The following is a 24011-nucleotide window of genomic DNA, read 5'->3' as shown; positions in this document are numbered from 1 at the left end:
GCGCAGCCACAGGCGTCAGCACCTCGGCGCTTACCAGCTCCGGCGTGGCAACGGCTTCGCTGACCGGCGCCACGCCGGGCCGCCAGCAGGTACAGGCCAGCGCCACCGTGGCAGGCCGCACGGGCAGCGCTTCCCAGACCTTCTATCTGCGTCCTGCACCTGCACCGCTGCGGGTGCTGGTGCCCACGTATTTCTATCCCACCGGCTCGGGAGCCACGGCCTGGAATGCGCTGACGGCCAGCGCACAGGCGAATCCGACCGTGCAGATGACGGCCATCCTGAATCCGGCCAACGGCATTTTCAGTGGCCCGGACGCGAACATCACGCGCGCCGCCACCGCTTTTGCCAACGCGGGCGGGCAGCTGGTGGGCTATGTGAGCTCCAGCTATGGCACGGGCACGCGATCGCTGGCCAGCATCCAGGCCAATATCGACAACTATTTCACGCACTACGGCGCGGGCCTGGTCAAGGGTTTCTTCATTGACGAGATGGCGGCCACCGCCAACCGGCTGGACTTCTACCGCACCATCTACCAGTACATCAAGGCCAAGAATCCCAACCTGATCGTGATCGGCAACCCGGGCCTCGTGCCCGTGGCCGGTTATGCCGATGTGGCCGATGTGCTGACCACGTTCGAGGGCAAGGGCTCCACCTACGCCACCTACGATCCGCGCACGACGAGTTTTGACTGGCTGTACGGGCTGCCCAACAGCCACCAGGCCTCGCTGGTGCACAACGTGTCGGGCTGCGCGGCCATGCAGACGGCCGTGCAGTCGGCCGCCTCGGCCCGCTACCAGGCGGGATGGATCTATGTGACCCAGCTGGAGTTCGAGCCCAGCACCGGCGTGGGCAACCCCTGGGCCGGGCTGCCGAATTACTGGGATGCCTTTGTGCAGACCGTGCGCGCCACCAATGCCGGGCAGGCCATGCCCGCCTGCTCGTAAAGAAAGCCTGAATCCCTGACGCTGAATGCAGCGCGGGCGCCTGTGAAGCACAGGCGCCCGCGGATACAGGGAAGGCGCAGGCCGTTCAGGCCCTGAGCTCGTCGGCGCGGGCCTGCGCCGCGGCGAAGTCAAGGTCGCCCGAGTAGATGGCGCGGCCGCAGATCACGCCTTCGATGCCTTCGTCCTCGACCTTGCACAGCGCCTCGATGTCAGCCATGCCTGCCAGGCCGCCCGAAGCGATGACGGGGATCTTCAGCGATTGCGCGAGATTGACGGTGGCGTCGATGTTGATGCCCGTGAGCATGCCGTCGCGGCCGATGTCGGTGTAGATGATGGACTCCACGCCCCAGTCCTCGAAGCGCTTGGCCACCGAGTGCACGTCCTGGCCCGTGAGCTTGCTCCAGCCGTCGATGGCCACCTTGCCGTCCTTGGCATCGAGCCCGACGATCACATGGCCGCCGAAGGCGCTGCAGGCGTCCTGCAGAAAGCCCGGGTTCTTCACGGCAGCGGTGCCGATGATCACGTAGCTGATGCCGGCGTCTATGTATTTCTCGATGGTGTCCAGGTCACGGATGCCGCCACCGAGCTGCACCGGAATCCGGCCGTCCACCTCTTTGAGGATGGCCTTGATGGCCACCAGGTTCTTGGGCTGGCCCGCAAACGCGCCATTGAGGTCCACCAGGTGCAGGCGGCGTGCGCCGGCGTCGAGCCAGCGGCGGGCGATGATGGCCGGATCTTCGCCGAACGTGGTCGACTGGTCCATATCACCCTGGATGAGGCGTACGCAGTGGCCGTCCTTGAGGTCGATGGCAGGAATGAGCAGCATGATGGTTTGCGAGCAATGAAGGCCTGGGATGCAGCGGCCGGTGCGGGGAAGGAAAGAGGGTTCAGGGCTTCCAGCCCAGAAAGTTGCGGAACAGGGCCAGGCCCTGGTCCGCGCTCTTTTCGGGGTGAAACTGGGTGGCGAAAATATTATCGCGTGCGATGGCGCAGGCAAAGCGCCCGCCGTAGTCGGCCTCTGCAGCGCAATGCTGGGGCTGCTGCACCACGGCGTAGAAACTGTGCACGAAGTAGTAGAAGCTGTCTTCGGGAATTCCACGCCACAGCGGGTGGGACTGCCCGGCATTGTGCTTGCGGTGCACGCGGTTCCAGCCCATTTGCGGCACCTTGAAGCGGCTGCCGTCGGCCTGGACGCGGCCCGCCAGATCGAACTTGCGCACATTGCCGGGGATCAGGCCCAGGCCAGGCACATCGCCCTCGTCGCTGTGGTCCAGCAGCATCTGCATGCCCACGCAGACGCCGAACAGGGGCTTGTTGGCAGCGGCATGCAGCACGGCGTCCTGCAGGCCGGATTCGCGCAGCTCGCGCATGCAGTCGGGCATGGCGCCCTGGCCCGGCAGCACGACCCGGTTGGCGGCCAGCACCACCTCGGGATCGGCGGTGACCACGACCTCCCAGCCGGAGTCGGCGGCGGCCGTGCGCACGGCCTGGGAAACCGAGCGCAGATTGCCCATGCCGTAATCGACGACGGCGACGGTGTTGTCAGTCAAACTCATAGCGTGTGGCGCGTGTTCGGTCGGATTTTCAGCTGGATTGCCCGGTCAGATCAAGCTCTGACCGGAGTCAATCGCTTCTCTTTACAGAGCGCCCTTGGTCGAGGGGATGACGCCAGCCATGCGCTCGTCATGCTCCAGCGCAAAGCGCAGGGCGCGTGCAAAGGCCTTGAAGATGGTCTCGCACTGGTGGTGGGCGTTGAAGCCCTTGAGATTGTCGATGTGCATGGTCACGCCCGCATGGTTGACGAAGCCCTGGAAGAATTCGTAGACCAGCTGGGTGTCGAGCTGGCCGATACTGCCGGCCGTGAATTTCACGTCCATGTGCAGGCCCGGGCGGCCCGAGAAATCGATGACCACGCGGCTCAGGGCCTCGTCCAGCGGCACATAGGCGTGGCCGTAGCGGCGGATGCCCTTCTTGTCGCCCACGGCCTTGGCAAAGGCCTGGCCCAGGGTGATGCCGATGTCCTCCACCGTGTGGTGGCCGTCGATGTGCAGGTCGCCCTCGCAGTCGATATCGAGGTCGATCAGCCCATGGCGCGCGATCTGGTCGAGCATGTGGTCCAGAAAACCGATGCCCGAGCGCAGGCTGGCCTTGCCCGTGCCGTCCAGGTTGATGGCGACCTTGATCCGGGTCTCGGCGGTGTTGCGCTGCACTTCGGCGGTGCGTGCGGGAGCTGCATTGCTCATAGGGATTCCTTCAGGGCCGCCAGCATCTGGGCGTTTTCTTCGTGGGTGCCCACGGTCAGTCGCAGGCAGTTGGCCAGCAGCGGGTGCATGGCAGAGACATTCTTCACCAGCACGCCCCGGGCCTTCATCTCGGCCTGGGCGCGCGCGGCATCGCGCACGCGCAGCAAGACCATGTTGGCCTCGGATGGCCAGATCTTTTCCACACCCGGCAGCGTGGCCAGCGCATCGATCAGCGGCTGGCGCTCGGCGCGGATGGCCACGGCCTGCTGCGCATACAGCGCCTCGTGCTCCAGCGCGAAGATGGCCGTCTCGCAGTTGAGCACGCTGATGTTGTAGGGCGGGCGCACCTTGTCGATCTCGCCGACGATGGCGGCCGGGCCGATCAGGTAGCCCAGGCGCGCACCGGCCAGGCCGAACTTGCTGAGCGTGCGCATCAGCAGCACATGGGCGTTGCGGGCCGGGTCGGCGCGCATGTTCTCTGCCCAGCTGCGGCGGGCGAAGGGCTGGTAGGCCTCGTCCATGACGACCAGGCCGCCAATGGCGCCGACCGCGTCGATCACGGCCTGCACATCGGCCTCGGCCCAGAGCGTGGCCGTGGGATTGTTGGGGTAGGCGATATAGGTGATGGCGGGGCGGTGCTCGGCAATGGCGGCGCGCATGGCGGGCACGTCCAGCTCGAAGTCGGCCGTCAGGTTGACGCCCACAAAGTCCAGGCCCTGCAGCCTGGCGCTCATGGGGTACATGACGAAGCCCGGCATGGGCGCCAGCATGGTGGCGCGGCCCTCGGCGTGGGGCTGGGCACAGGCCAGGGCCAGCAGCGTGATGATCTCGTCCGAGCCATTGCCCAGCAGCACGGCGCTGCCGGCCGGCGCCTGCGCGTAGCGGGCCAGCATGTCCTTGAGCACTTCCTGGCGCTCGCCAGGGTAGCGGTTGATCTCCAGCCGGCCCAGGCGCTCGCCCAGCGCGGCCTGCAATTCAGGGGGCAGGCGGAAGGGGTTCTCCATCGTGTCCATCTTGAGCAGGCCTTGCGAGGGCTGCACATGGTAGGCATGCATGGCGCGGACATCGGCGCGGATGCGCTCCAGGGCCAGGGCCTGAACCTGCGGAATGGAAGCTGTCATGGCATGCACACTTTCACGAGTCAGTGGGGGAAGAAATCCATCAGCGAAGCCGCTCAGGCCTGCTGCTGCGGCGGCGCCTGGTGCAGCGGGTGCACCATGGCGACGCCGCCAAACTGGGTGCCGTGCGGCAGGTGCAGGGTCAGCATCTGCTCGCAGCCGCTGTGCTGGGCGCAGGCCACGGCCAGGCAGTCGCCAAAGGCCAGCTGGTGGCGCGATTGCACCGCCCAGGCGGTTTCCAGGGTGGCGGCATCGGTCTTCCAGGGCGTCCAGGTCTGGTAGCGGCGGATGGCGGCGCGCGCATCGCCCTGCGGCAAAGGCTGGGCGGCCGTGGTGACCTGTTCATAGAACTCGCACAGCGACTGGCTGCCGGTGCGCCCGCTGCGCGTGCGCCACAGCAGGTCCAGCCACTGCAGCACGGCGGCATGCAAGGCGCCCTGCCCCGTGTCTTCGGCAGCGACCAGCACGGAGGTATCGACGAAGACGGTGTTCATGCCTGGCCCTCGCGGCGCAGCGCGGCACTGCGCTGGGCGGGCTGTGCGGATGACGGCTGGCCGCCGTCCCAGCCGCGTTCGTCGGTGCGCCAGGCCAGGTAGGCGCGCTCGTAGGCGTCCTCTCGGCGCTGCATCTCGGCCATGAAGTCGCCCACCATGCGCGAGACGCTGGTGCCGCGGCGCGCGGCCTCGATGCGGGCCCATTCGAGCACGCCGTCTTCGACGGTGATGGTGAGGTTCTTCACAGGGCGCAAGTCTACACGAAATTCGTGCTCCACTGATTTCGTGTTTATCTTTGACACTCCTGATCCAGCGTTCAGGCAGCAAAAAGCGCCGCCCCTTTCGGTGACGGCGCCTTCGTCCAATAAGAAGCGAGTGTCTACTTCAAACGCATTTCAGCCGCACGCGCATGGCCTTGCAGGCCTTCGCCATGCGCCAGCACCGAGGCGATGCGGCCCAGGGTCTGGGCGCCCTGCTCGCTGACCTCGATGAGGCTGGACCGCTTCTGGAAGTCATAGACCCCCAGTGGCGAGGAAAAGCGCGCCGTGCCGCTGGTGGGCAGCACATGGTTGGGGCCGGCGCAGTAGTCGCCCAGGCTCTCGCTGGTGTAGGCCCCCAGGAAGATGGCGCCTGCATGGCGCAGCAGCGGCTCCCACTGGTGGGGATCGTTGCTGGAGACTTCCAGGTGCTCGGGCGCGATGCGGTTGCTGATGGCGCAGGCCTCCTGCATGTCGCGCGTGAGGATGAGGGCACCCCGGTCGCTGAGGCTCTTGGCGATGATGGCGCGCCGCGGCATCTCGGGCAGCAGGCGGTCGATCTCGCGCTGGACGGCGGCTATGTAGTCGGCATCGGGGCACAGCAGGATGCTTTGCGCCAGCTCGTCATGCTCGGCCTGGCTGAACAGGTCCATGGCCACCCAGTCGGGCGGCGTGCTGCCGTCGGCCAGCACCAGGATTTCGCTGGGGCCGGCAATCATGTCGATGCCCACGGTGCCGAACACCCGCTTCTTGGCGCTGGCCACATAGGCATTGCCGGGACCGGTGATCTTGTCCACCTTGGGGATGGTGGCTGTGCCGTAGGCCAGGGCCGCCACGGCCTGGGCGCCGCCGATGGTGAAACCGCGCGTGACGCCGGCCACATAGGCGGCAGCCAGCACCAGGGCATTCTTCTCGCCGCGCGGCGTGGGCACGACCATGATGATTTCCTGCACGCCAGCCACGTGGGCGGGAATGGCATTCATCAGCACGCTGGACGGATAGGCCGCCTTGCCGCCGGGCACATAGATGCCCACGCGGTCCAGCGGCGTGACCTTCTGGCCCAGCAGGGTGCCATCGGCGTCACGGTAGCTCCAGCTTTCGCCGCTGGCGCGCTTTTGTGCCTCGTGGTAGGTGCGCACGCGCTGGGCGGCGGCCGTCAGCGCATCGCGCTGCTCGTCGCCCAGGCTGTCGAAGGCGGCCTTGAGCTCGGCCTGCGTTAGCTCCAGCGCTGCCATGCCGTCCACCTGCAATCCGTCGAAGCGCGCCGTGTACTCCAGCACGGCCGCATCGCCACGCTTTTGCACATCGGCCAGGATGTCGGCCACGCGCTGCTCGATGGCCGCGTCCGTGTCTGCCGACCAATGCAGGCGCTGCGCAAAATCGTGTTCGAAGTTGGCGTCCGCAGTCGACAGGCGGGCAGGGGCAGCTACATATTCCATTGTGGTTTCCTTGGGGTCTAGCAGGCCGTCTCGCAGCCGTGCTTCAGTATCAAGAACAGGCGCGCGCCGTAGTAGCCGTCGCGCAGGGGCCAGTCCTGGTCGCGCAGCAGGGCTTCAGCGCTGGGCCACTTCTGATTGTCCTTGAGCGCTTCAATGGTGAAATCACCATTGTTCTGCCCGACAAAGAAGCGGAACCAGTGCAGGTCCTCGTCCTTGTCCAGCGCCTCGGCCTCGATCAAGGCCCGCAGGCGCTCAGTGATGCCTTCGGGCAGCGGGGCATCGTTGCGAAGATGCCAGGGGCCCGGATAGGCCTGCCATTGTCGGCCATGGGCCTGCCAGGCCTCGGCTGGCACGGCATCCTCATCGCGCGCCGTCCACAGGGCGGAGAGCATCACATGCAGGTCGCTGACAGCGAAGTGGCCGAATGCGTCGTGCATTCCCTGCAGGCCTTCACCCAGGCCCGTGAAATTCTCGATGATCTCGTACCCGTCCGGCAGGCGGACCACCACGGCCAGGGAACCGACCAGGGGATGGCCGAGGTAGGCACCGCGCCAATCAGCCAGCACGCCTGGTGCCTGGCCGCCAGGCAGCAGCCAGCCGTTGTATTCCTCGCAGGGCAGGCCATGCGCGGCGAAACACAGCGCAAGCGCCTCCTTCGCCGGATCGCCGGGCTCAGCCCCTGGGGCCATTTACCGCCTCGGCGAAGGCATCGATGATGTGGCGCAGCGGCTCGCGCTTGAGCTTGAGCGCCGCCTGGTTGACCACCAGGCGCGAGCTGATCTCCATGATGGGCTCGACCTCGACCAGGTCATTGGCCTTGAGCGTGTTGCCGGTGGACACCAAGTCGACGATGGCGTCGGCCATGCCGGTCAGCGGGGCCAGCTCCATGGAGCCGTAGAGCTTGACCATGTCCACGTGCACGCCCTTGGTGGCGAAGAAGTTGCGCGCGATCTCGGGGTACTTGGTGGCGATGCGCAGGCGGGCGCCCTGCTTGACGGCCAGCGCATAGTCGAAGCCGTTGCGCACGGCCACGCTAACGCGGCAGCGCGCGATCTTCAGGTCCAGGGGCTGGTACAGGCCCTGGGCGCCATGCTCGATCAGCGAGTCCAGGCCGGCCACGCCGAGATCGGCGCCGCCGTACTGCACATAGACCGGCACGTCGGAGGCGCGCACCAGCACCACGCGCACGTCGCTCTTGTTGGTCTCGAAGATCAGCTTGCGCGACTTTTCAATGTCTTCGCTGACCGAGATGCCGGCAGCGGCCAGCAACGGCACGGTTTCGTCGTAGATGCGGCCCTTGGACAGGGCAATCGTGATGGTCATTGGGAAACTCTTTCGATGTCGGCACCCAGGCCGCGCAGCTTGTCTTCCATGCGATCGTAGCCGCGGTCCAGATGATAGATGCGATCGACCAGGGTCTCGCCCTTGGCCACGAGGCCGGCGATGACCAGGCTGGCCGAAGCGCGCAGGTCGGTGGCCATGACGGCCGCGCCCGACAGCGACTGGCTGCCGGTGATGGTGGCAACGCGCCCGTCGGTGGTGATCTGCGCGCCCAGGCGCAGCATTTCATCCACGTGCATGAAGCGGTTCTCGAAGATGGTCTCGGTGACCATGCTGCAGCCTTCGGCCACCAGGTTCAGCGCCATGAACTGCGCCTGCATGTCGGTGGGAAAGCCCGGGTATTCGGTGGTGCGAAAGCTCTGGGCCTTGAGCTTGCCGGCCGCGCGCACGCGAATGCCGCCGTCCTCGGCGGACACCTCGGCGCCCGCATCCTTGAGCTTGTCGATGACGGCGCCCAGGTGGTCGGCGCGGCCATTGCGCAGCAGCGCATTGCCGCCCGTGGCGGCCACGGCGCACAAAAAGGTGCCGGCCTCGATGCGGTCGGCCACCACCTGGTGCTCGCAGCCGCCCAGGCGTTCCACGCCCTGGATGACGATGCGGCCGGTGCCATGGCCTTCGATTCTTGCGCCCATCTTGATGAGCATTTCGGCCAGGTCGCCGATCTCTGGCTCCATGGCGGCGTTTTCCAGCACGGTCTCGCCTTCGGCCAGCACGGCGGCCATCAGGAAGTTCTCGGTGCCCGTGACGGTCACCATGTCGGTGGTGATGCGGGCGCCCTGCAGGCGCTTGAGATGCCTGGGCAGGCACGCGTTCATGTAGCCGTTCTCGACAACGATCTCGGCGCCCATGGCCTGCAGGCCCTTGATGTGCTGGTCCACGGGGCGCGAGCCGATGGCGCAGCCGCCGGGCAGCGACACGCGGGCCTGGCCGAATCGGGCCAGCAGCGGGCCCAGGGCCAGGACCGAGGCGCGCATGGTCTTGACCAGTTCGTAGGGTGCCTCGGGGTTGGACAGAGAGCCGGCGTTGATGCGCACGGTGCCGCTGTCATCGTGCTCGGCGCTGACACCCATGTTGCGGATGAGCTTGAGCATGGTGGCCACGTCCTGCAGGCGCGGCACATTGCGCAGGGTGACGGGCTCGGACGACAGCAGCGCGGCGCACAGCTCGGGCAAGGCGGCATTCTTGGCGCCGGAGACCGTCACCTCGCCATGCAGCGCTCGGCCACCGCGAATCAGGAGTTTGTCCATGGCTGACAGCCTTGAATCTGGAAATCGGGGAAAAGAAGATGCCGCACGGGCCGTGGCGACCGGTGCAGCAGGAGTCTGAAGTGCCTGACCGCCGGCTCAGGCCTGGCCGGCCTGGGCAGCCCACTCGGCGGGCGTATAGGTCTTCATGGACAGCGCGTGGACCTCGTCGGTGTGCATGCGCTGGCCCAGCGTGGCGTAGACCAGGCGCTGGCGCTGCAGCAGTCGCTGGCCCTCGAATTGGGCCGAGACGATGGTGGCAAACCAGTGCCGTCCATCACCTTCCAGCGCAATGTGTTCGCAAGGCAGGCCGGTGGCGATCAGTTCCTTGAGTTGGTCTGCAGTCATGGGGGGAAGCTTTCCTGCCATGCATCGTGGCATGGCCTTGGTTGGCGGCGGCGCCGGGCGCCGGCCGCCTGTTCATGGGTGGATTCAACAATGCGGGCACAGCGCCCGCCGCAGCCTGTGGAAAACCTCAGCCGCGGATCTTGTAGCCGATGCGCAGCAGGTGCACGGCCAGGGCGCTCACCGCCAGCCAGGCCGAGCCGACGATGGCCAGGCTGACCCAGGGCGACACGTCGCTCTGGCCGAAGAAGCCGTAGCGAAAGCCGTCAATCATGTAGAAAAACGGGTTCAGATGGCTGACTTTTTGCCAAAAAGGCGGCAGCGACTGGATGGAATAGAACACGCCCGACAGGAACGTCATGGGCATGATCAGGAAGTTCTGGAAGGCCGCCATCTGGTCGAACTTGTCCGCCCACAGGCCGGCGATCACGCCCAGCGTGCCCAGCAGCGCCGCGCCCAGCAGGCCGAAGACCAGAATCCACAGCGGCGCCGTGAATTCAGGAATGGCGAAGTACAGCGTGACGATGAAAACGCCCACGCCCACCAGCAGCCCGCGCAGCACCGAAGCGCCCACGTAGGCGCCAAACCACGCCCAGTGCGACAGCGGCGTGAGCAGCACGAAGACCATGGAGCCCATGATCTTGCTCTGCACCAGGCTGGAGGAGCTGTTGGCGAAGGCGTTCTGCAGCACGCTCATCATCACCAGGCCGGGGATCAGGAAGGCCGTGTAGCTGATGCGGTCGTAGACCAGCACCCGGCCTTCGAGCACATGGCCGAAGATCAGCAGATAGAGCACAGCCGTGAGCACGGGTGCGGCCACGGTCTGGAAGCTGACCTTCCAGAAACGCAGCACTTCCTTCTTGAGCAGGGTCTGCCAGCCGTTCATGCCGAAGCTCCCTGCGAGGTCTGGCCTTGCTCGTTCATCACGTGGATGAAGACATCCTCCAGATCGGCACGGCGGATTTCCACGTCCTCGGGGACGACGGAGCCCTCGCGCAGCGCGGCGAGCAGGCGCTCCACATCGCTGGCGTCGTTGGCGGGTATCTGCACGATGCGGCCGGTCACCCGCGCCCGCGCGGCGAGGGCCGGCGGCAAGGCGGTATCGGTCTTGAACTGCAGCACGTTGGAGGAGGCGGACTTGAGCAGATCCGACATGGTCGAGAGCTTGACGATGTTGCCCTGCTTGAGCATGGCCACGCGGCTGCACAGCGCCTCAGCCTCTTCCAGGTAATGGGTGGTGAGCAGCACGGTATGGCCTTCGCGGTTCAGGCGCGCGATGAAATGCCACAGCGTCTGGCGCAGCTCCACGTCCACGCCGGCCGTGGGCTCGTCCAGCACGATGATGGGCGGCTTGTGCACCAGGGCCTGGGCCACCAGCACGCGGCGCTTCATGCCGCCGGACAGCTGGCGCATGTTGGAGTTGGCCTTGTCGGTCAGCCCCAGGCTGTGCAGCAGCTCGTCGATCCAGTCGTCATTGTTCCTGACGCCGAAATAGCCGGACTGAAAGCGCAGCGCCTCGCGCACATTGAAGAAGGGATCGAAGACCAGCTCCTGCGGCACGATGCCCAGCTTGCGCCGGGCAGCCGAGTAGTCGGCATGCACGTCGCTGCCCTGGACCAGCACGCGGCCGCTGGTGGCGCGCGACAGGCCGGCCAGGATGCTGATCATCGTGGTCTTGCCAGCGCCATTGGGACCGAGCAGGCCGAAGAATTCGCCCTCCTCGATGTCCAGACTCACGTGGTTGAGCGCCTGGAAGGCCCCCTTGGGGGTCTGGTAGGTCTTGGAGATGGATTGGAATGAGACGGCAGACATGCGAGGCGCGATTCTAGGCCCTTGCAGCCAAACCTGCCTTGCAGGGCTCTTTGCAGCGGCGCGCTGCGCCGGCTCAGGAGGGGGAGGATGCGTCGGTCAGCAGCCCGTCGACGCCGTACAGCGCCGCCATGGACTGCAGGCCCTGCGGCAGGCCCACGACCACCAATTGCTTGTCGGCCGCCTTCGCGGTGCGGCGGCAGGCCAGCAGCACGGCCAGGGCGGCCGAGTCGAAGACTTCGATGCCGCTGGCATCGACGCGCACCTGGGCGCCATCGAAGGCCTGCACCTGGGGCTGCAGCTGCACAAGGCAGCTGCGCGCCTGGCGGTAGGTCAGTTCACGGGGGAGCTGCAACATGGCGCGTGCGTCAGCGGCTGTCAGCCCTTGGAGGGCGGCGTGGCCGGCATCTTGCTGCGCGTGGCCAGGGTCTCGATCAGGCCGTCGATGCCGCGGGCATTGATTTCCTGGCTGAACTGGTTGCGGTAGGTTTCCACCAGCCACACGCCCAGTACGTTCAGGTTGTAGATCTTCCAGCCGTCGCCGGACTTTTCAAGGCGGTAGTCCAGCTGCACGGGCTCGCCGCGGCCCAGCACTTCGGTGCGTACCAGCACATCGATGTCGCCGGGCGCAGCACGCACCGGCTTGACATTGATGGTCTGGTTGCTGACCTGGGTCAGCGCGCCCGAATAGGTGCGGATCAGCAGGGCCTTGAACTCGGTCTCCAGCTTCTCGCGCTGTGCAGGCGTGGCCTGGCGCCAGGCCGGGCCCACCGAAGCCGAGGTCATGCGGCGGAAATTCACATAGGGCATGACCTTGTCATTGACCAGCGCATTGACCTTGGAGACATCGCCCTCGCGCAGCGAGGGGTCCTTCTTGATGGTTTCCAGCACGTCGGTGGAGACACGCTTGATCAGCGCATCAGGGGTTTCGTCGGCCGCGTGGACGGGCAGCGCAGCGCCCCAGGTTCCCATGGCCAGCACGGCTGCCGCGGCAGCGCTCCAGGCACGTCGATTGATCATCACTTTTCCTTTCCCAGCAGGGCCTCAATGCCCCGGACCGGGTTGATATTGCACATTTTTCCGGCCGCGCCGTGTCAGGCGCGGACCGTTTTTCATCTCGGGATGTTACGAACTGCTTACTTTGCGCCGTCTTCGGGCGGCAGTTTGCCGGCATCTTCGTCGTAGTCCTCGATGCGGCCGTCATCGCCGGACTTGCCACGCCGCAGGTTCAGGTAGACGTCACGCGTCAGGCTGTAGCGGTCAAGGGCGACGGAGTCCAGCGTGTCCGAGGCATTGAGCAGGCGTGCACGCGTATCCACCAGTCGCAGCACATACAGGCTGTTGCGCACGGGGATGTCGTTGATCGCCGTCAGGGGGTTGCCCCAGGCATCCACAGGCAGAGCCGCCGTGTCACGCACCGTGGACGGGCCGAGCAGCGGCAGCACCAGGTACGGTCCCGTGGGCACGCCCCAGCGGCCCAGCGTCTGGCCGAAGTCCTGCTTTTGGCGCTCGATGCCGGCCTCGCTGGCGATGTCGAGCAGGCCTCCCAGGCCGAAGACCGTGTTCACCGAGAAGCGCACCATGGAGTTGTAGGCACCCTCGGCCTGGCCCTGCAGCGCGTTGTTCACGAACGACCAGGCATCGCTCAGGTTGGAGAAGAAGTTGCTCACCCCATCGCGCGCCAGGCGCGGCGTGACATCGCGGTAGGCCGTGGCCACCGGCTTCAGGACGGCGCGGTCCAGCCCGTCATTGAACGAGTACATGCTGCGGTTGAACGGCTCGAACGGATCCTGGGGGTTGCGTGCCTCGCCCGGGGCGGTGGCGCAGCCGGCGAGCAGCGAAGCGGCAGCCAGCGTGCCGAGCATGGCGGCGCGCTGCCAGGAGGCTGCCTGGGCGGCAGGGCGACCCGCGGTCGCCTGTTCATGGTGGTTGGTTGTCATTCTTTGCCTCCTGCACCGGAGCTGCCACCCTGCTCGGCCTTGCCGTAGAGGAACTGTCCGATCAGATTTTCCAGCACAACGGCCGACTGGGTTGCGACGACGCGGTCGCCATCCTTGAGATTGTGGTCATCTGCACCGGCTTCGATGCCGATGTACTGGTCGCCGAGCAGGCCGCTGGTCAGGATCTTCAGGGAGCTGTCCTTGGGAAACGCATAGCGGTTTTCCAGGGCCATGGTCACGCTGGCCTGAAAGACCTTGTCGTCGAAGGTGATGGATTCCACGCGGCCCACGACAACGCCCGCGCTGCGCACGGCTGCCTTGGGCTTGAGTCCGCCGATGTTGTCGAAGCGCGCGGTCAGCGTATAGGTCTTCTGGAAGTTCAGGCTCAGCAGGTTGGCCGACTGCAGCGCCAGGAACACCAGCGCCGCAGCGCCGATCAGCACGAACAGTCCGACCCAGACATCACTCTTGGATTGCTGCATGGTTTGTTTTTCCTTGATTTGCGAGAGGTGGCACCGGTGCCGGGTCAAAGGCTGAACATCGTGGCCGTGAGCAGGAAGTCCAGCCCCAGCACGGCCAGCGAGGCCATCACCACCGTGCGCGTGGTCGCGCGGGACACGCCTTCGGGCGTGGGCTTGGCTGCATAGCCCTGCAGCAGCGCGATGAAGGTCACCGCCACGCCGAACACCAGGCTCTTGAGAACGCCGTTGCCCAGGTCATACCACCAGTCCACGCCGTTTTGCATCTGGCCCCAGAAGGCGCCGCCATCGACGCCGATCATGACCACGCCCACCAGCCAGCCGCCGATCACGCCGACGGCACTGAAAACGGCCGCCAGCAGCGGCATGGCGATCAGGCCCGCCACGAAGCGCGGCGCCAGGATGCGGCGCACCGGGTCCACGGCCATCATCTCCATGGCCGACAACTGCTCGCCGGCCTTCATCAGGCCGATCTCGGCCGTCAGCGCCGTGCCGGCACGGCCGGCAAACAGCAGCGCCGTGACGACGGGGCCGAGTTCGCGCACCAGCGACAGCGCCACCAGAAGGCCTAGCGCCTCGGCCGAGCCATAGCGCTGCAGCGTGTAGTAGCCCTGCAGGCCCAGCACGAAACCGACGAACAGGCCGGACACGCCAATGATGGCCAGCGAATAGTTGCCCAGGAAATGGATCTGGTCGCCGATCAGCCGCGGGCGGCCCAGCGCAGGCCCCATGAGGGCGAGCAGGCGGCCGAACAGGCGCGTGCCCATGCCCAGCTGCGTCAGCTGTTGGCGAACCGCCGCGCCAATGCGCGCAGGATGCAGCCGGTTCATGCGTGCCTCCTGCCGTTGCTCTTGCCGGAGCTTGCGGGGTTGCCGAAATCTTCCTCGGCGCTCACGCCGGGGTAGTGGAAAGGCACGGGGCCGGTGGCCCGTGCGTGGATGAACTGCTGCACCAACGGGTCGGGATTGGCCCGCACCTCATCTGGCGAGCCCTGGGCGGCGACGCCGCCGTTGCCCAGGATGACCACATGGTCGGCCACGTGGAAGGTTTCCTCCACGTCATGGGACACCAGGATGGAAGTCAGGCCCATGGCGTCGTTGAGCTCGCGGATCAGCTGGGCGGCCGTGCCCAGGGAGATGGGGTCCAGCCCGGCGAAGGGCTCGTCGTACATGATCAGTTCGGGGTCCAGCGCAATGGCCCGCGCCAGCGCCACGCGGCGGGCCATGCCGCCCGAGATCTCGCTGGGCATGAGGTCGCGCGCACCGCGCAGGCCCACGGCATGCAGCTTCATGAGCACGATGTCGCGGACCAGTTCGTCGGGAAGATCGGTGTGCTCGCGCAGCGGGAAGGCCACGTTGTCGAACACGCTCATGTCGGTGAACAGCGCACCGAACTGGAACAGCATGCCCATGCGCCGGCGCGCGGCGTACAGGCCTGCGGCGTCCATGGTGGTGACGTCCTTGCCATCGAACAATACCTGCCCCTGCTGGGCATGCTGCTGGCCGCCGATCAGGCGAAGCACCGTGGTCTTGCCGCCGCCCGATGCCCCCATCAGGGCCGTGACCTTGCCGCGCGGCACCTGCAGCGACAGGTCGCGCAGGATCACACGTTCGCCATAGCCGAAGGTGACGTTGCGCAACTCCACGAAAGAGGCGGTTGGGATCATGCTGTGGTGCGGTCGATAAATGTTCGCAGGCAAGCCCGCTATTGTGCAGACAGGTGCCGATGCCTGCTCATCACCCCCCGAGATAAACATACATCCGTGTATGTTTCTCAAAAAGTCATGGCAGAAAACGCCATAAAAAAAAGAGCATGCTTCGCTTGCTACACAAGCGTTGCACGCTCTCTGGACCTGGGGAAAGTCCGGACTGGACAGATGTTTTTTTACAACATGTTCTGCAGAAATGCCTGGGTCCGGGCGTGCTGCGGCGCTGCAAAAAAGGCTTCCGCCGGGCCTTGCTCGACGATCTCGCCCTTGTCCATGAAGATCACGCGATTGGCCACTTCGCGGGCAAAGCCCATCTCGTGGGTCACGACCAGCATGGTCATGTGCTCCTGGGCCAGCTCGCGCATGGTGCGCAGCACTTCACCGGTCAGCTCCGGGTCCAGCGCGGAGGTGGGCTCGTCGAACAGCAGGATGTCCGGCTCCATCGCCAGTGCCCGGGCGATGGCCACGCGCTGCTTTTGCCCGCCCGACAGCCGGTTGGGATAGGCATCGCGCTTTTCCAGCAGGCCCACCTTGTGGAGCAGCGCCTCGGCCTTGGGCACGATCTGCTCGCGCTTGAGGCCCTTGACGACGATCGGCGCCTCGATGATGTTCTCCAGCACCGTGAGGTGCGGAAACAGGTTGAAGGACTGGAACACCATGCCCATCTTGCGGCCGATCTGGCGGATCTGCGCCTCGGGCACGTAGTGGGCGCGGCCGTCCGCGCCGCTGTCCACAAGCACCTCGCCCTCGACGGCGACACGGCCGCTGTCAATGGTTTCCAGGTGGTTGAGGCAGCGCAGGAACGTGCTCTTGCCCGATCCCGAAGGACCGATGACGGCCACCACCTCGCCGCGCGCCAGCTCCAGCGAAACGCCGCGCAGCACCGGCACACCGCCAAAGCCCTTGCAGATGTTCTGCGCCGAGATCATGGTCTCGGGCGCGTTATCACGCGTCGTATTTGGCATGGCGTTTTTCTAGGTATTGGAAGATCCAGGTCAGCACCAGCGTCATGACCAGATAGAAGCCTGCGGCCACCACGAAGGGCGTGATGGTGAAGTCGCGCTGCACGATGCCGCGCGCGGCGCGCAGCAGGTCATTCAGGGCCAGCACGTAGATGAGCGAGGTGTCCTTGACCAGGGTGATGGTCTCGTTGCTCACAGGCGGGATGATGCGCGCCCACATCTGCGGCAGGATGATGCGGCGCATGGTCTGGCCGTAGCTCATGCCCAGCACCTTGGCGCCCTCGTACTGGCCGCGGTCCACGGACTGGATGCCCGCGCGGAAGATTTCGGCGAAGTAGGCGGCGTAGTTCAGCGCGAAGGCGACGACGGCGGCGGGGAAATCGGGCAGGCGCACGCCGATCACGGGCACGAAGGGCAGCGCGAAGTAGATGAACAGCATCTGCAGCATCAGCGGCGTGCCGCGCATCAGCCAGATGTAGCCGCCTACCAGCCGGCTCAGGGCGGGAAAGCGGGAGATGCGCATCAGCGCCAGCGACAGTCCCAGGGGGAAGGACAGCGCCAGGGTGATGACGAAGAGCTTGAGGGTGACCAGGGCGCCGGCGGACAGCGGCCCCATGAGCGAGATTACATATTCCATCGAATGGCCTCAGTGCGGTGCGCGGCCCCGCCGGCATCGGCAGGATCCGGGCAGCCACGGGCGCGTGCGTCCCAGAACGCAAAAGACCGGCAATGCCAGGCTGGCCTTGCCGGTCGCATGGTGTGCCGGATTTACTTGATGATGTCCTTGCCGAACCACTTGGAGGCGATTTCGGCGGCCTTGCCGTCCTTCTTCATCTCGGCCAGCGCGGCTTCGAGCTTGCCCAGAACTTCGGTGTCTTCCTTGCGCAGGCCCACGCCGTAGTCCTCGGTGCCGAAGTTGTCCTCGAGCACCAGGTACTCGCCAGCCTTCTTGGCCACGTGGAAGCGGCCCACGACCTCGTCGACCACGACGGCGTCCAGGCGGCCGGCCGACAGGTCCATCAGCGCGGTGATGTTGTCGCCGAAGGTCTTCAGGTCCTTGAAGCTGGCGGCCACGGCGGCGTCCTTCTTGATGGCGTCCACGGCCGAGCTGCCATCCTGAGCGCCCACGACCTTGCCGGCCAGGCCAGCCTTGTCCTTGATGTCGGAGTTGGCGCGCACGATGATGATCTGGTGGTTCTCCATGTACGGCGCGGTGAAGGCGATGTTCTTCTTGCGCTCTTCGGTGATGGTCAGGCCGTTCCACAGCGCGTCGACGCGCTTGCCGACCAGCTCGGCTTCCTTGGCGCTCCAGTCGATGGGCTTGAAGTCCACTTCCACGTTCATGCGCTTGGCGGCTTCACGCGCCATGTCGATGTCGAAGCCGACGATCTCGTTCTTGTCGTCACGAAAGCCCATGGGCGGGAAGTTGTCGTCCAGGCCGATCACCAACTTGGTCATGGCTGCCGGCACGGGGGCGGCAACCGGCGCGGCGGCGGTCGATGCGGACTCGTTCTTGCCGCAGGCTGCCAGCAGTGCAGACAGGGCCACCATGGCCAAGAGGGTGCGTTTTTTCATGGCTTAAAGCTTTGGAGTGGAAAAAGCGAAAGGCGGCGGCCGCTGCACGCAAGGTGCGCAATCGTTGTAATGAATGGTTCCTCGACGGAACCTTTGTCTCGGTTGGGTGCCGGCGCCGAATCCCGTATTGTCGCGCAGACCGGCGCCCCCCGCCAACACGCTGGATCAAGACCGTGCAAATCGGCAAATGGCGAGAGATGCCTGCCGGTCACTGCAGCATGAAGGTCTTGTATTCGAGCCGGTTGAGCTCGCGCGAGAGCAGGTACAGCCCCACGCACAGCGTCACCAGCATGGCCAGGCAAAAGCCGTAGCCATAGAACGCGGCGCCCAGCGCCAGCGAGATGCCCGTGAAGGCAATGTTCAGCGCCACCAGCAGCAGGCAGAGCATGAACACGATGCGCCGCTCGTCCAGGTAGAAGAACACGTTGAGCACGGCCATCACACCCACCTGCAAGCCGGCGCCCACCACCTGCACGTGCAGCAGCGGCAGGTACAGCAGGGAGATGCCCAGCAACTGCAGGATGGCCGGCCCGGCCACCAGGGTGACGAGGACGGCCAGCGTCTGCACCTTGGCGATCTCGCCCAGGCCCGCCTGGATGGCGTAGACCATCTCGTTGCGCATGGACTCGATGTATTCCAGCGATCCGCCGCCGCGCACGGCGTCGAAGAACTTGTCGTAGTACTCGACGAAGTCAGTCTCGATGCGCACCAGGAAGACCGCCATGCCCGGAATGATGGACAGGTACGACAGGAACACCGGCAGGTCGTAGATCAGCGAGGCCCTGAGTCCGCCGATGATCTGCTGCGAGGTCGGCGGGTAGTACCAGAACATGAACTTGTCGATCCAAATGCCCAGGTTGTAGAGCACGCCGATGCCGATCAGCGCCGGAAAGATCAGCGAGCGCTGCGTGAAGTCGAAGGCGATCCAGCGCTGCTGCAGCGGAAAGCTGCGCAGCACGATCATCCACATGCCGGCCAGCAGCAGCACATGGCCGATCACGAAGCTGGCCAGCAGCCCTTCCAGCCCCCAGTAGCGCAGCGGCAGCGCCAGCAGCACGATGAGCAGGTAGGTGGCGCCGAACAGCCCGGCAATGGCCCGGTAGTGCTTGAGGCCCGACAGCAGCACGGTCATGACCCAGACCACGCACATCAGCGTGAAGCCGGCCAGCATCAGCACGCGGTACAGCAGGCCCTGGCCCGGCAGCACCACGAACAGCGCCAGCGTGCCCAGCGCGCTGGCAGTGGCCACGACCACCAGCAGCAGGCCATGCAGGTTGGGCAGGATGCTCTCGTCCTTCTTGAGGAACAGCTGGTCCGACACAAAGCGCGTGAAGGCCAGCTGCGCCGCCCCGGTCAGGATCAGGCTGCTGGCCACCAGATAGGTCACCGAGGTCTGGAACTGCGTGACCAGCAGCGGCGGCGCCACCACGCTCACGCTGAACACCCCCACCAGCAGGATGCCGATGATGGAGAACACCCACGGCCCCGAGCCGATGACGCCCGCATAGGCGTAGGCCTGGAGCACGCTGGTCAGCGTGTTCTTGCGCAGCAGGTGGCGCAGTTCGAATCCAATGCCGGCCATCAGTGTTTTTCCTCGGACTGTTGCAGCGCACTGTCGTAGACCTGCCTGTAGCGCTCGAACAGCAGCCGGTCGGAGTAGTAGCGCTCCACGCGCGCAATCCCGGCCGCGCTGGCGGCCTGCCACTGCGCGGGCGAGCTCAGCAGCTCCAGGCAGGCGTCGGCCAGCGCCTCGGGGTTGGCAATGCCGACCACGCGCCCGCAAGAGCCCAGGGCCTGGTCTTGCGGCTCCAGCCCGTCGATGAGCTGGCGGCAGGAGCCCACGTCGGTGCTGACCACGGGCACGCCTGCGGCCTGGGCTTCGAGAATCACCAGGGGCAGCGCCTCGCTGATGGAAGACAGCACGACCACGCCCACCTTGGGCAGCAGCTCCTCCACCTTCTGCATGCCCAGAAAGCGGACGTTGGCCTGCAGGCCCAGGCTGTCCACAAGGTTCTGGCATTCCTCGGCATAGGCCGGGTCCTCGGCCGTGGGGCCGGCCACCCAGGCCTGGGCCTGGGGCATCCGGTTGACCACGCGGCGCATGGCGCGGATGAAGGTCTTGATGTCCTTGATGGGCACCACGCGGCCGATCAGGCACAGCACGGGCGGCACCTCGGCGGGCCGCTGGGTGCGCAGCGGCGCAAAGCGCTCTATGCGGATGCCGTTGGGGATGCTGACCGTGCGCTCGGCGGCCGCGCCATCGGCCACCTGGCGCAGGCGGTTGTTCTCGTACAGCGCAATGATGGGATCGGCCGCGCCATAGCAAAAGCGCCCCATCCAGTCGAAAAACCGTATCCACATCTGCCGGAAGAACGACACCTCCATGGGGTCGCGCTGGAAGATGTTGCGGTTGTCGCGGATCCAGGAGCTTTGCAGCAGGTCGATCTGGCGCTCTTTCGTGTAGATGCCATGCTCGGACAGCACCAGCGGCAGGCCGCGCGAATGGTGCAGCAGCCCCCCCAGAAAGCCCGCGTAGCCCGTGGAGACCGTATGCAGCACGCGTACCGGGATCAGCCCGTGGGCGATGCGCGCCATCAGCCACAGCGGCTGCAGCATGATGCGCACGGTCCAGAAGAAGTCCACGAACGACGGGTCGGTGCAGTGGCGCCGGTAGCTGTCGCGGATCAGGTCCCAGGCGAATTCGCTGTGCAGGAAATCCTCCAGCGGCAGGCTGCCGCCGGGCTGCAGCTCCAGCGCAATGGAGCGCATGGCCGCCAGCACCTTGGCCCGGCTTTCGGCACTGCCGTCATGCGCCTCCAGCGCACCCAGGAATTCCTGGGCCTTGGCCAAGGCTTCGGGATGGCCGCGCGAAGGGGCGGGCTGGATATTGGAGTGCAGCGCGTCAAACAGGTAGTGCTGCTCGAAGTGCACCACGTTGGGCGGCAGTGCGTAGCGAAAATCGCCATAGTCCTCGCGCCGGCTGCCCAGGAAGACGATGGCAAAGCGGTGCTCGGGATAGGCCTGCAGGATCTGGTTGACCCAGCTGGACACACCACCGCTGACATAGGGGAAAGTGCCTTCCAGCAGCAGCGCGATGTCCGCATTGGCCGCCGTGGGGAACTGGCTCGCACGGCTCATGAGGCACTCCAGTAGCGGATGCTGGGCTTCAGGCGCGGCAGGGCTTGCTCGATGTCCAGCGAACGCATCAGGGCCTGCGCCTTGGAGAATTCGCGCCGATCGAACAGCAGCTCGGCCTGGTAGGGCACGACGCGTGCCGGCTCCATGCCCAGCGCCAGCGAGCGCTCATAGCAGGCCAGCGACTCCACCGCCCTGCCCTGCATGTGCAGCAGCCGGCCACGGCGCAGCAGCAGCAAGGCGTTGTCGGGCCGCTGTGCGAGCACCAAGTCGCAGTAGTGCAGGGATTGCTTGATGGCGTGGTCGCGCACATCGCCCTGCGCCACGCCCTGGTAGACCAGCTCCGCGTACAGGTCGGTCAGCGCCCGCGCCGCCTGCAGGCCACGCGGCCCGTAGGGCGCATCGCCCTCGGACTGGCGGGCATGCTCGAACAGCTGCAGCTCCTGGTGGATGGTCTTGCTGATCTCGCGCTCCTTGGCGTCCAGCATGCTGTAGGCCAGCAGGCGCAGGTCTTCGCTGGAATCGCCCAGCGCCGTGCGCAGCATGGGCGAGGCAATGCGCCCCGGCACGCTGCCCAGCGCCACCATGGCCCGCATGCGCGAGGCGACCGGCACATTGGGATTGGCCAGGAAGGACTGCAGGCCCGCCTGGCGGCGGCTGGTGCTGGCCTGCTGGTGCGGGTCGAAATCGGGCAGGGGCATCACCGGGAAACGCGGGCCGCCACGCGGGCCGCGCTGGGTGTGCAGCGCAATGGTGGCGACCACGGCGCCCAGGATGCCGGCCACCGGCACGGCATAGGCAAACAGCCCCATCAGCGCCACCAGGGCCAGGCGCTGGCGCACCGACTTGGCCGAGGTGGCCAGGAAAGGCGCCAGGCACAGCGCCAGCAGGCCGCTGGCCAGCCCGTGGGCCGTGAGATAGCCCAGCAGGGCCGCGTCCGACTGGCTGCGCAGCAGCCACAGGCTGCTCCAGGAGGCAATTTCCGCGGCCAGCGCGCCCAGGGCCAGCTTGAGGTTAAGCATGGCCCTGCCCCATCTGATGGAGCCGCTCCAGCACGCTGCTGGCCGAGCAGCGGTCCAGCAAGATGGTGCGCGGGAAGATGCCCGCATCGGCCAGCGAGGCCACGCCGCGCTGGGCCAGCCAGCCCTCGATGCGGTTCAGGTAGCCCTCGGCCGTGGCGTTGGTGCCCAGCGGCATGAAGATGGCCAGCAGTTGCCGGCCATCGCTTTCCTGCAGCCAGGAGCGGTCCAGCATGCGCTCCAGCCGCATGATCTGCTGGGCCATCTGGGCCTGCACAGCCGAGGGCGACAGCTCCAGCGCCACCACCACGCTGCTCAGGCGCGCGCTGCGGTTCACATGCTCCATGCGCTGCAGCTCGAACGCGAAGTGCGGCGGGCAATCGGGATAGGCCTTCAGCAGCGGCGCAGCCAGGCTGTTGGCGGCCACGCTGTCCGTGTAGTAGCCCAGCAGCAGGTTGATGGTCTGCAGCGCCTCTTCCTGCAGTGCGAAGAAAGGCATTTCCTCGACCAGCAGCAGGCCGTAGATCTCGCCCTCCAGGTCCAGCATGGGCGCCACGACGATGTACTGCGTCTGCTGGCCCTCCGCCATGCTTTGCGAGACATGGCACAGCACATGGCTGTCCAGCGCCTGGCGCACCAGCGGATCGTGGACATGGATGGGCCGCTCGCCCCCCAGCTGGGCAATGGGCGTGGGGTCCAGCACCTCATTGCGCACGGGCACCAGGCTGGCCACGCTGATCTGGCTGAAGCGCGACAGCAGGTTGAGCAGGCTTTGCGCATCGCCCTCGGCGCCACTGAGGCCGCTGAGCACGTTGATGGCATCGCGCATGGACACGGGACGGCCTATGAGCTCCTGCTCCAGCCGGTCATGCGACAGGCGCAGCAGGTAATGCTGGCGGATCAGCTGCTCGGTGCGCTGGTCCATGTAGTTCTGCGCCGTGCGCGCGCGGCGTATGCGTGCGCGCCAGAGGCTGGAGATCTCGCCCACGACCATGACCAGGATCAGGCCGCCCAGAAAGTACTGTTCCGGGAACAGCGACAGATCGCGCTGGTTGACGCCCAGCCAAGCCAGCAGCAGCACGCCGGCCGCCGACAGGCCGGCCACCGGCCCGTAGCGCAGGGCCACCACCACGGGCGCCAGCCAGGCCCAGGGGAACTCGGACTCCACCCACAGGGGATTGTCCGGGTTGGCCCACATGCCGATCAAAACGGCCAGCACCGGCAGCAGCAGCGTCTCGCCCACCACCACCCAGGGCTTGGCGCTCGTCTGCACGAGCAGGCCCAGCGGCGAGCCTCTGAATTCCGCGGCAATGCCGGCGCGGCGCGGTGCAGCGGAATGCGGTGCCGCCTTGGGCGTGCTGGCTTGGTCTGGCATGAAGAGTCGTTCCCTGGATGCGCTTATCGGGCGTTGGCCAGGCCTGTGCCCAGCAGGTTGCGGATCAGCTTCTGGCCCACGGCGGCCAGGGCCTCGCGGCTCCAGCCGCTTTGCGCGCCCGCGCCGCTCCACACGGTGGCGCCGGTGCCCACGTCCACGATCTCCAAGGTCACGCCCACGGCCGGCTCGCCATCCACGCCCACCTTGTAGCGCCATTCGTCCACCGCGCCCGTCAGCGCATAGCGCACGCCTTCGCCGCGCGCCCAGGCCAGGGCGTCGTCGCGGCGCTTGGCTTCGCGGCCGTTGAACAGGGTTTCCTGCAGTGCATCGCCCGTGTAGCGCTTGACCTGGCCCACGCCACGCGCATTGATCAGCGCCGTGGCAATGGCGGCGGCGCGGTTGCCGGCCATGGGCGTTTCGGTGTGGTTCTCGAAGGGCAGCACCGCCCAGCTGGCATTCGTCTCCAGCGCGGGCGCCGTGCCCCGGTCGATGGTCGAGCAGGCAGACAGCAGGCCGACAAGGGCAATACCCGTGAGCACGCGAAGGCGGGAGGCGAAAGTGGTGCGGTGTGTCATGGAGAGGCT

28 protein-coding genes are annotated in these 24011 nt (G+C 66.4%); 1 reads left to right on the top strand and 27 read right to left on the bottom strand.

The genetic code is table 11. The features are described from left to right. The coding region (locus ACM14_RS05550; protein ID WP_065345586.1) for a spherulation-specific family 4 protein at window positions 1-944 on the top strand (944 nt) is incomplete at its 5' end. A gap of 85 nt (window positions 945-1029) precedes the next feature. Here ACM14_RS05550 and hisA read toward each other — a convergent pair. The 27 genes from hisA to ACM14_RS05415 form a co-directional block, all read right to left on the bottom strand. Beyond that, the gene (gene hisA / locus ACM14_RS05545) at window positions 1030-1770 is read right to left on the bottom strand and encodes a 1-(5-phosphoribosyl)-5-[(5-phosphoribosylamino)methylideneamino]imidazole-4-carboxamide isomerase (protein ID WP_012207316.1); all 741 of its coding nucleotides are present in this window, start codon (window positions 1768-1770) and stop codon (window positions 1030-1032) included. A 61-nt stretch (window positions 1771-1831) separates the two neighbouring features. Further along, window positions 1832-2500 carry an imidazole glycerol phosphate synthase subunit HisH gene (gene hisH, locus ACM14_RS05540; protein WP_065345578.1) on the bottom strand — a complete coding sequence of 223 codons (669 nt, stop codon included), beginning with the start codon at window positions 2498-2500 and terminating at the stop codon, window positions 1832-1834. 81 nt (window positions 2501-2581) lie between these two features. Next, a complete protein-coding gene (hisB, locus tag ACM14_RS05535; RefSeq protein ID WP_012207318.1) occupies window positions 2582-3187 on the bottom strand; it encodes an imidazoleglycerol-phosphate dehydratase HisB in 606 nt (201 codons plus the stop codon). Continuing rightward, window positions 3184-4308, bottom strand: a complete 1125-nt coding sequence (gene hisC, locus ACM14_RS05530; protein ID WP_013800801.1) for a histidinol-phosphate transaminase — start codon at window positions 4306-4308, stop codon at window positions 3184-3186. The genes hisB and hisC overlap by 4 nt, the downstream gene beginning before the upstream one ends. 53 nt (window positions 4309-4361) lie before the next feature. Beyond that, window positions 4362-4799, bottom strand: a complete 438-nt coding sequence (locus tag ACM14_RS05525; protein WP_012207320.1) for a PIN domain-containing protein — start codon at window positions 4797-4799, stop codon at window positions 4362-4364. Then, window positions 4796-5044: a hypothetical protein gene (locus ACM14_RS05520; RefSeq protein WP_065345577.1), complete on the bottom strand. Its 249-nt coding sequence runs from the start codon at window positions 5042-5044 to the stop codon at window positions 4796-4798. Before ACM14_RS05520 ends, ACM14_RS05525 begins: the two co-directional genes overlap by 4 nt. Window positions 5045-5178: 134 nt before the next feature. Next, on the bottom strand, window positions 5179-6495 hold the full coding sequence (hisD, locus tag ACM14_RS05515) for a histidinol dehydrogenase (protein ID WP_013800800.1): 1317 nt from the start codon (window positions 6493-6495) through the stop codon (window positions 5179-5181). A 17-nt stretch (window positions 6496-6512) separates the two neighbouring features. After that, window positions 6513-7184: a DUF6348 family protein gene (locus tag ACM14_RS05510; protein ID WP_013800799.1), complete on the bottom strand. Its 672-nt coding sequence runs from the start codon at window positions 7182-7184 to the stop codon at window positions 6513-6515. After that, window positions 7168-7818 carry an ATP phosphoribosyltransferase gene (hisG, locus tag ACM14_RS05505; RefSeq protein ID WP_012207324.1) on the bottom strand — a complete coding sequence of 217 codons (651 nt, stop codon included), beginning with the start codon at window positions 7816-7818 and terminating at the stop codon, window positions 7168-7170. Before hisG ends, ACM14_RS05510 begins: the two co-directional genes overlap by 17 nt. Further along, the gene (gene murA, locus ACM14_RS05500) at window positions 7815-9083 is read right to left on the bottom strand and encodes a UDP-N-acetylglucosamine 1-carboxyvinyltransferase (RefSeq protein WP_065345576.1); all 1269 of its coding nucleotides are present in this window, start codon (window positions 9081-9083) and stop codon (window positions 7815-7817) included. The genes hisG and murA overlap by 4 nt, the downstream gene beginning before the upstream one ends. A 96-nt stretch (window positions 9084-9179) precedes the next feature. Beyond that, window positions 9180-9428 carry a BolA family protein gene (locus tag ACM14_RS05495; protein ID WP_012207326.1) on the bottom strand — a complete coding sequence of 83 codons (249 nt, stop codon included), beginning with the start codon at window positions 9426-9428 and terminating at the stop codon, window positions 9180-9182. A 127-nt stretch (window positions 9429-9555) separates the two neighbouring features. Continuing rightward, window positions 9556-10311, bottom strand: a complete 756-nt coding sequence (locus ACM14_RS05490) for an ABC transporter permease (RefSeq protein ID WP_012207327.1) — start codon at window positions 10309-10311, stop codon at window positions 9556-9558. Beyond that, window positions 10308-11237, bottom strand: a complete 930-nt coding sequence (locus tag ACM14_RS05485) for an ABC transporter ATP-binding protein (protein WP_013800798.1) — start codon at window positions 11235-11237, stop codon at window positions 10308-10310. Before ACM14_RS05485 ends, ACM14_RS05490 begins: the two co-directional genes overlap by 4 nt. Before the next feature lie 73 nt (window positions 11238-11310). Then, entirely contained in the window at window positions 11311-11592 is a 282-nt protein-coding gene (locus ACM14_RS05480; RefSeq protein ID WP_043822279.1) for a lipid asymmetry maintenance protein MlaB, read from the bottom strand. Between the two features lie 20 nt (window positions 11593-11612). Further along, entirely contained in the window at window positions 11613-12254 is a 642-nt protein-coding gene (locus ACM14_RS05475) for a phospholipid-binding protein MlaC (protein WP_065345575.1), read from the bottom strand. A gap of 116 nt (window positions 12255-12370) precedes the next feature. Continuing rightward, on the bottom strand, window positions 12371-13174 hold the full coding sequence (locus tag ACM14_RS05470) for a VacJ family lipoprotein (RefSeq protein ID WP_013800795.1): 804 nt from the start codon (window positions 13172-13174) through the stop codon (window positions 12371-12373). Further along, on the bottom strand, window positions 13171-13656 hold the full coding sequence (gene mlaD / locus ACM14_RS05465; RefSeq protein ID WP_012207332.1) for an outer membrane lipid asymmetry maintenance protein MlaD: 486 nt from the start codon (window positions 13654-13656) through the stop codon (window positions 13171-13173). Before mlaD ends, ACM14_RS05470 begins: the two co-directional genes overlap by 4 nt. Window positions 13657-13700: 44 nt before the next feature. Next, window positions 13701-14483 carry a lipid asymmetry maintenance ABC transporter permease subunit MlaE gene (gene mlaE, locus ACM14_RS05460; protein WP_012207333.1) on the bottom strand — a complete coding sequence of 261 codons (783 nt, stop codon included), beginning with the start codon at window positions 14481-14483 and terminating at the stop codon, window positions 13701-13703. Continuing rightward, window positions 14480-15319 carry an ABC transporter ATP-binding protein gene (locus ACM14_RS05455; RefSeq protein ID WP_013800794.1) on the bottom strand — a complete coding sequence of 280 codons (840 nt, stop codon included), beginning with the start codon at window positions 15317-15319 and terminating at the stop codon, window positions 14480-14482. Before ACM14_RS05455 ends, mlaE begins: the two co-directional genes overlap by 4 nt. A 218-nt stretch (window positions 15320-15537) precedes the next feature. Next, window positions 15538-16290: an amino acid ABC transporter ATP-binding protein gene (locus tag ACM14_RS05450; RefSeq protein ID WP_034347627.1), complete on the bottom strand. Its 753-nt coding sequence runs from the start codon at window positions 16288-16290 to the stop codon at window positions 15538-15540. A 16-nt stretch (window positions 16291-16306) separates the two neighbouring features. Further along, window positions 16307-16960, bottom strand: a complete 654-nt coding sequence (locus ACM14_RS05445; RefSeq protein ID WP_065345574.1) for an amino acid ABC transporter permease — start codon at window positions 16958-16960, stop codon at window positions 16307-16309. Between the two features lie 131 nt (window positions 16961-17091). Further along, a complete protein-coding gene (locus ACM14_RS05440; RefSeq protein ID WP_012207337.1) occupies window positions 17092-17898 on the bottom strand; it encodes an amino acid ABC transporter substrate-binding protein in 807 nt (268 codons plus the stop codon). 208 nt (window positions 17899-18106) lie between these two features. Beyond that, the gene (gene pelG / locus ACM14_RS05435; protein WP_065345573.1) at window positions 18107-19480 is read right to left on the bottom strand and encodes an exopolysaccharide Pel transporter PelG; all 1374 of its coding nucleotides are present in this window, start codon (window positions 19478-19480) and stop codon (window positions 18107-18109) included. Beyond that, window positions 19480-21036 (bottom strand): GT4 family glycosyltransferase PelF, encoded by a 1557-nt coding sequence (gene pelF, locus ACM14_RS05430; RefSeq protein WP_065345572.1) that lies wholly within the window; start codon window positions 21034-21036, stop codon window positions 19480-19482. Before pelF ends, pelG begins: the two co-directional genes overlap by 1 nt. After that, a complete protein-coding gene (locus ACM14_RS05425; RefSeq protein WP_065345571.1) occupies window positions 21033-22055 on the bottom strand; it encodes a hypothetical protein in 1023 nt (340 codons plus the stop codon). Before ACM14_RS05425 ends, pelF begins: the two co-directional genes overlap by 4 nt. After that, complete coding sequence (locus ACM14_RS05420) at window positions 22048-23427, bottom strand: PelD GGDEF domain-containing protein (protein ID WP_065345570.1); 1380 nt, start codon at window positions 23425-23427, stop codon at window positions 22048-22050. Before ACM14_RS05420 ends, ACM14_RS05425 begins: the two co-directional genes overlap by 8 nt. Window positions 23428-23450: 23 nt before the next feature. Then, window positions 23451-24002: a penicillin-binding protein activator LpoB gene (locus ACM14_RS05415; protein WP_065345569.1), complete on the bottom strand. Its 552-nt coding sequence runs from the start codon at window positions 24000-24002 to the stop codon at window positions 23451-23453. Window positions 24003-24011: the final 9 nt, after the last annotated feature.

Source organism: Delftia sp. JD2 (assembly GCF_001682645.1).
Taxonomy (GTDB): Bacteria; Pseudomonadota; Gammaproteobacteria; order Burkholderiales; family Burkholderiaceae_C; genus Comamonas; species Comamonas acidovorans.
Note: the sequence above shows the minus strand (reverse complement) of the source record. Positions and strands in the feature narration are given on the sequence as shown.

Coding starts and splice junctions, on each gene's coding strand:
- ACM14_RS05510 (WP_013800799.1), bottom strand. CDS start 7,184: ATGGCCCCAGGGGCTGAGCCCGGCGATCCGGCGAAGGAGGCGCTTGCG.
- hisH (WP_065345578.1), bottom strand. CDS start 2,500: ATGAGTTTGACTGACAACACCGTCGCCGTCGTCGATTACGGCATGGGC.
- ACM14_RS05525 (WP_012207320.1), bottom strand. CDS start 4,799: ATGAACACCGTCTTCGTCGATACCTCCGTGCTGGTCGCTGCCGAAGAC.
- mlaD (WP_012207332.1), bottom strand. CDS start 13,656: ATGCAGCAATCCAAGAGTGATGTCTGGGTCGGACTGTTCGTGCTGATC.
- ACM14_RS05455 (WP_013800794.1), bottom strand. CDS start 15,319: ATGATCCCAACCGCCTCTTTCGTGGAGTTGCGCAACGTCACCTTCGGC.
- hisC (WP_013800801.1), bottom strand. CDS start 4,308: ATGACAGCTTCCATTCCGCAGGTTCAGGCCCTGGCCCTGGAGCGCATC.
- hisB (WP_012207318.1), bottom strand. CDS start 3,187: ATGAGCAATGCAGCTCCCGCACGCACCGCCGAAGTGCAGCGCAACACC.
- mlaE (WP_012207333.1), bottom strand. CDS start 14,483: ATGAACCGGCTGCATCCTGCGCGCATTGGCGCGGCGGTTCGCCAACAG.
- ACM14_RS05490 (WP_012207327.1), bottom strand. CDS start 10,311: ATGAACGGCTGGCAGACCCTGCTCAAGAAGGAAGTGCTGCGTTTCTGG.
- ACM14_RS05495 (WP_012207326.1), bottom strand. CDS start 9,428: ATGACTGCAGACCAACTCAAGGAACTGATCGCCACCGGCCTGCCTTGC.
- ACM14_RS05425 (WP_065345571.1), bottom strand. CDS start 22,055: ATGCTTAACCTCAAGCTGGCCCTGGGCGCGCTGGCCGCGGAAATTGCC.
- hisA (WP_012207316.1), bottom strand. CDS start 1,770: ATGCTGCTCATTCCTGCCATCGACCTCAAGGACGGCCACTGCGTACGC.
- ACM14_RS05485 (WP_013800798.1), bottom strand. CDS start 11,237: ATGTCTGCCGTCTCATTCCAATCCATCTCCAAGACCTACCAGACCCCC.
- ACM14_RS05480 (WP_043822279.1), bottom strand. CDS start 11,592: ATGTTGCAGCTCCCCCGTGAACTGACCTACCGCCAGGCGCGCAGCTGC.
- hisG (WP_012207324.1), bottom strand. CDS start 7,818: ATGACCATCACGATTGCCCTGTCCAAGGGCCGCATCTACGACGAAACC.
- ACM14_RS05445 (WP_065345574.1), bottom strand. CDS start 16,960: ATGGAATATGTAATCTCGCTCATGGGGCCGCTGTCCGCCGGCGCCCTG.
- pelG (WP_065345573.1), bottom strand. CDS start 19,480: ATGGCCGGCATTGGATTCGAACTGCGCCACCTGCTGCGCAAGAACACG.
- ACM14_RS05475 (WP_065345575.1), bottom strand. CDS start 12,254: ATGATCAATCGACGTGCCTGGAGCGCTGCCGCGGCAGCCGTGCTGGCC.
- pelF (WP_065345572.1), bottom strand. CDS start 21,036: ATGAGCCGTGCGAGCCAGTTCCCCACGGCGGCCAATGCGGACATCGCG.
- ACM14_RS05440 (WP_012207337.1), bottom strand. CDS start 17,898: ATGAAAAAACGCACCCTCTTGGCCATGGTGGCCCTGTCTGCACTGCTG.
- ACM14_RS05470 (WP_013800795.1), bottom strand. CDS start 13,174: ATGACAACCAACCACCATGAACAGGCGACCGCGGGTCGCCCTGCCGCC.
- ACM14_RS05450 (WP_034347627.1), bottom strand. CDS start 16,290: ATGATCTCGGCGCAGAACATCTGCAAGGGCTTTGGCGGTGTGCCGGTG.
- murA (WP_065345576.1), bottom strand. CDS start 9,083: ATGGACAAACTCCTGATTCGCGGTGGCCGAGCGCTGCATGGCGAGGTG.
- hisD (WP_013800800.1), bottom strand. CDS start 6,495: ATGGAATATGTAGCTGCCCCTGCCCGCCTGTCGACTGCGGACGCCAAC.
- ACM14_RS05415 (WP_065345569.1), bottom strand. CDS start 24,002: ATGACACACCGCACCACTTTCGCCTCCCGCCTTCGCGTGCTCACGGGT.
- ACM14_RS05420 (WP_065345570.1), bottom strand. CDS start 23,427: ATGCCAGACCAAGCCAGCACGCCCAAGGCGGCACCGCATTCCGCTGCA.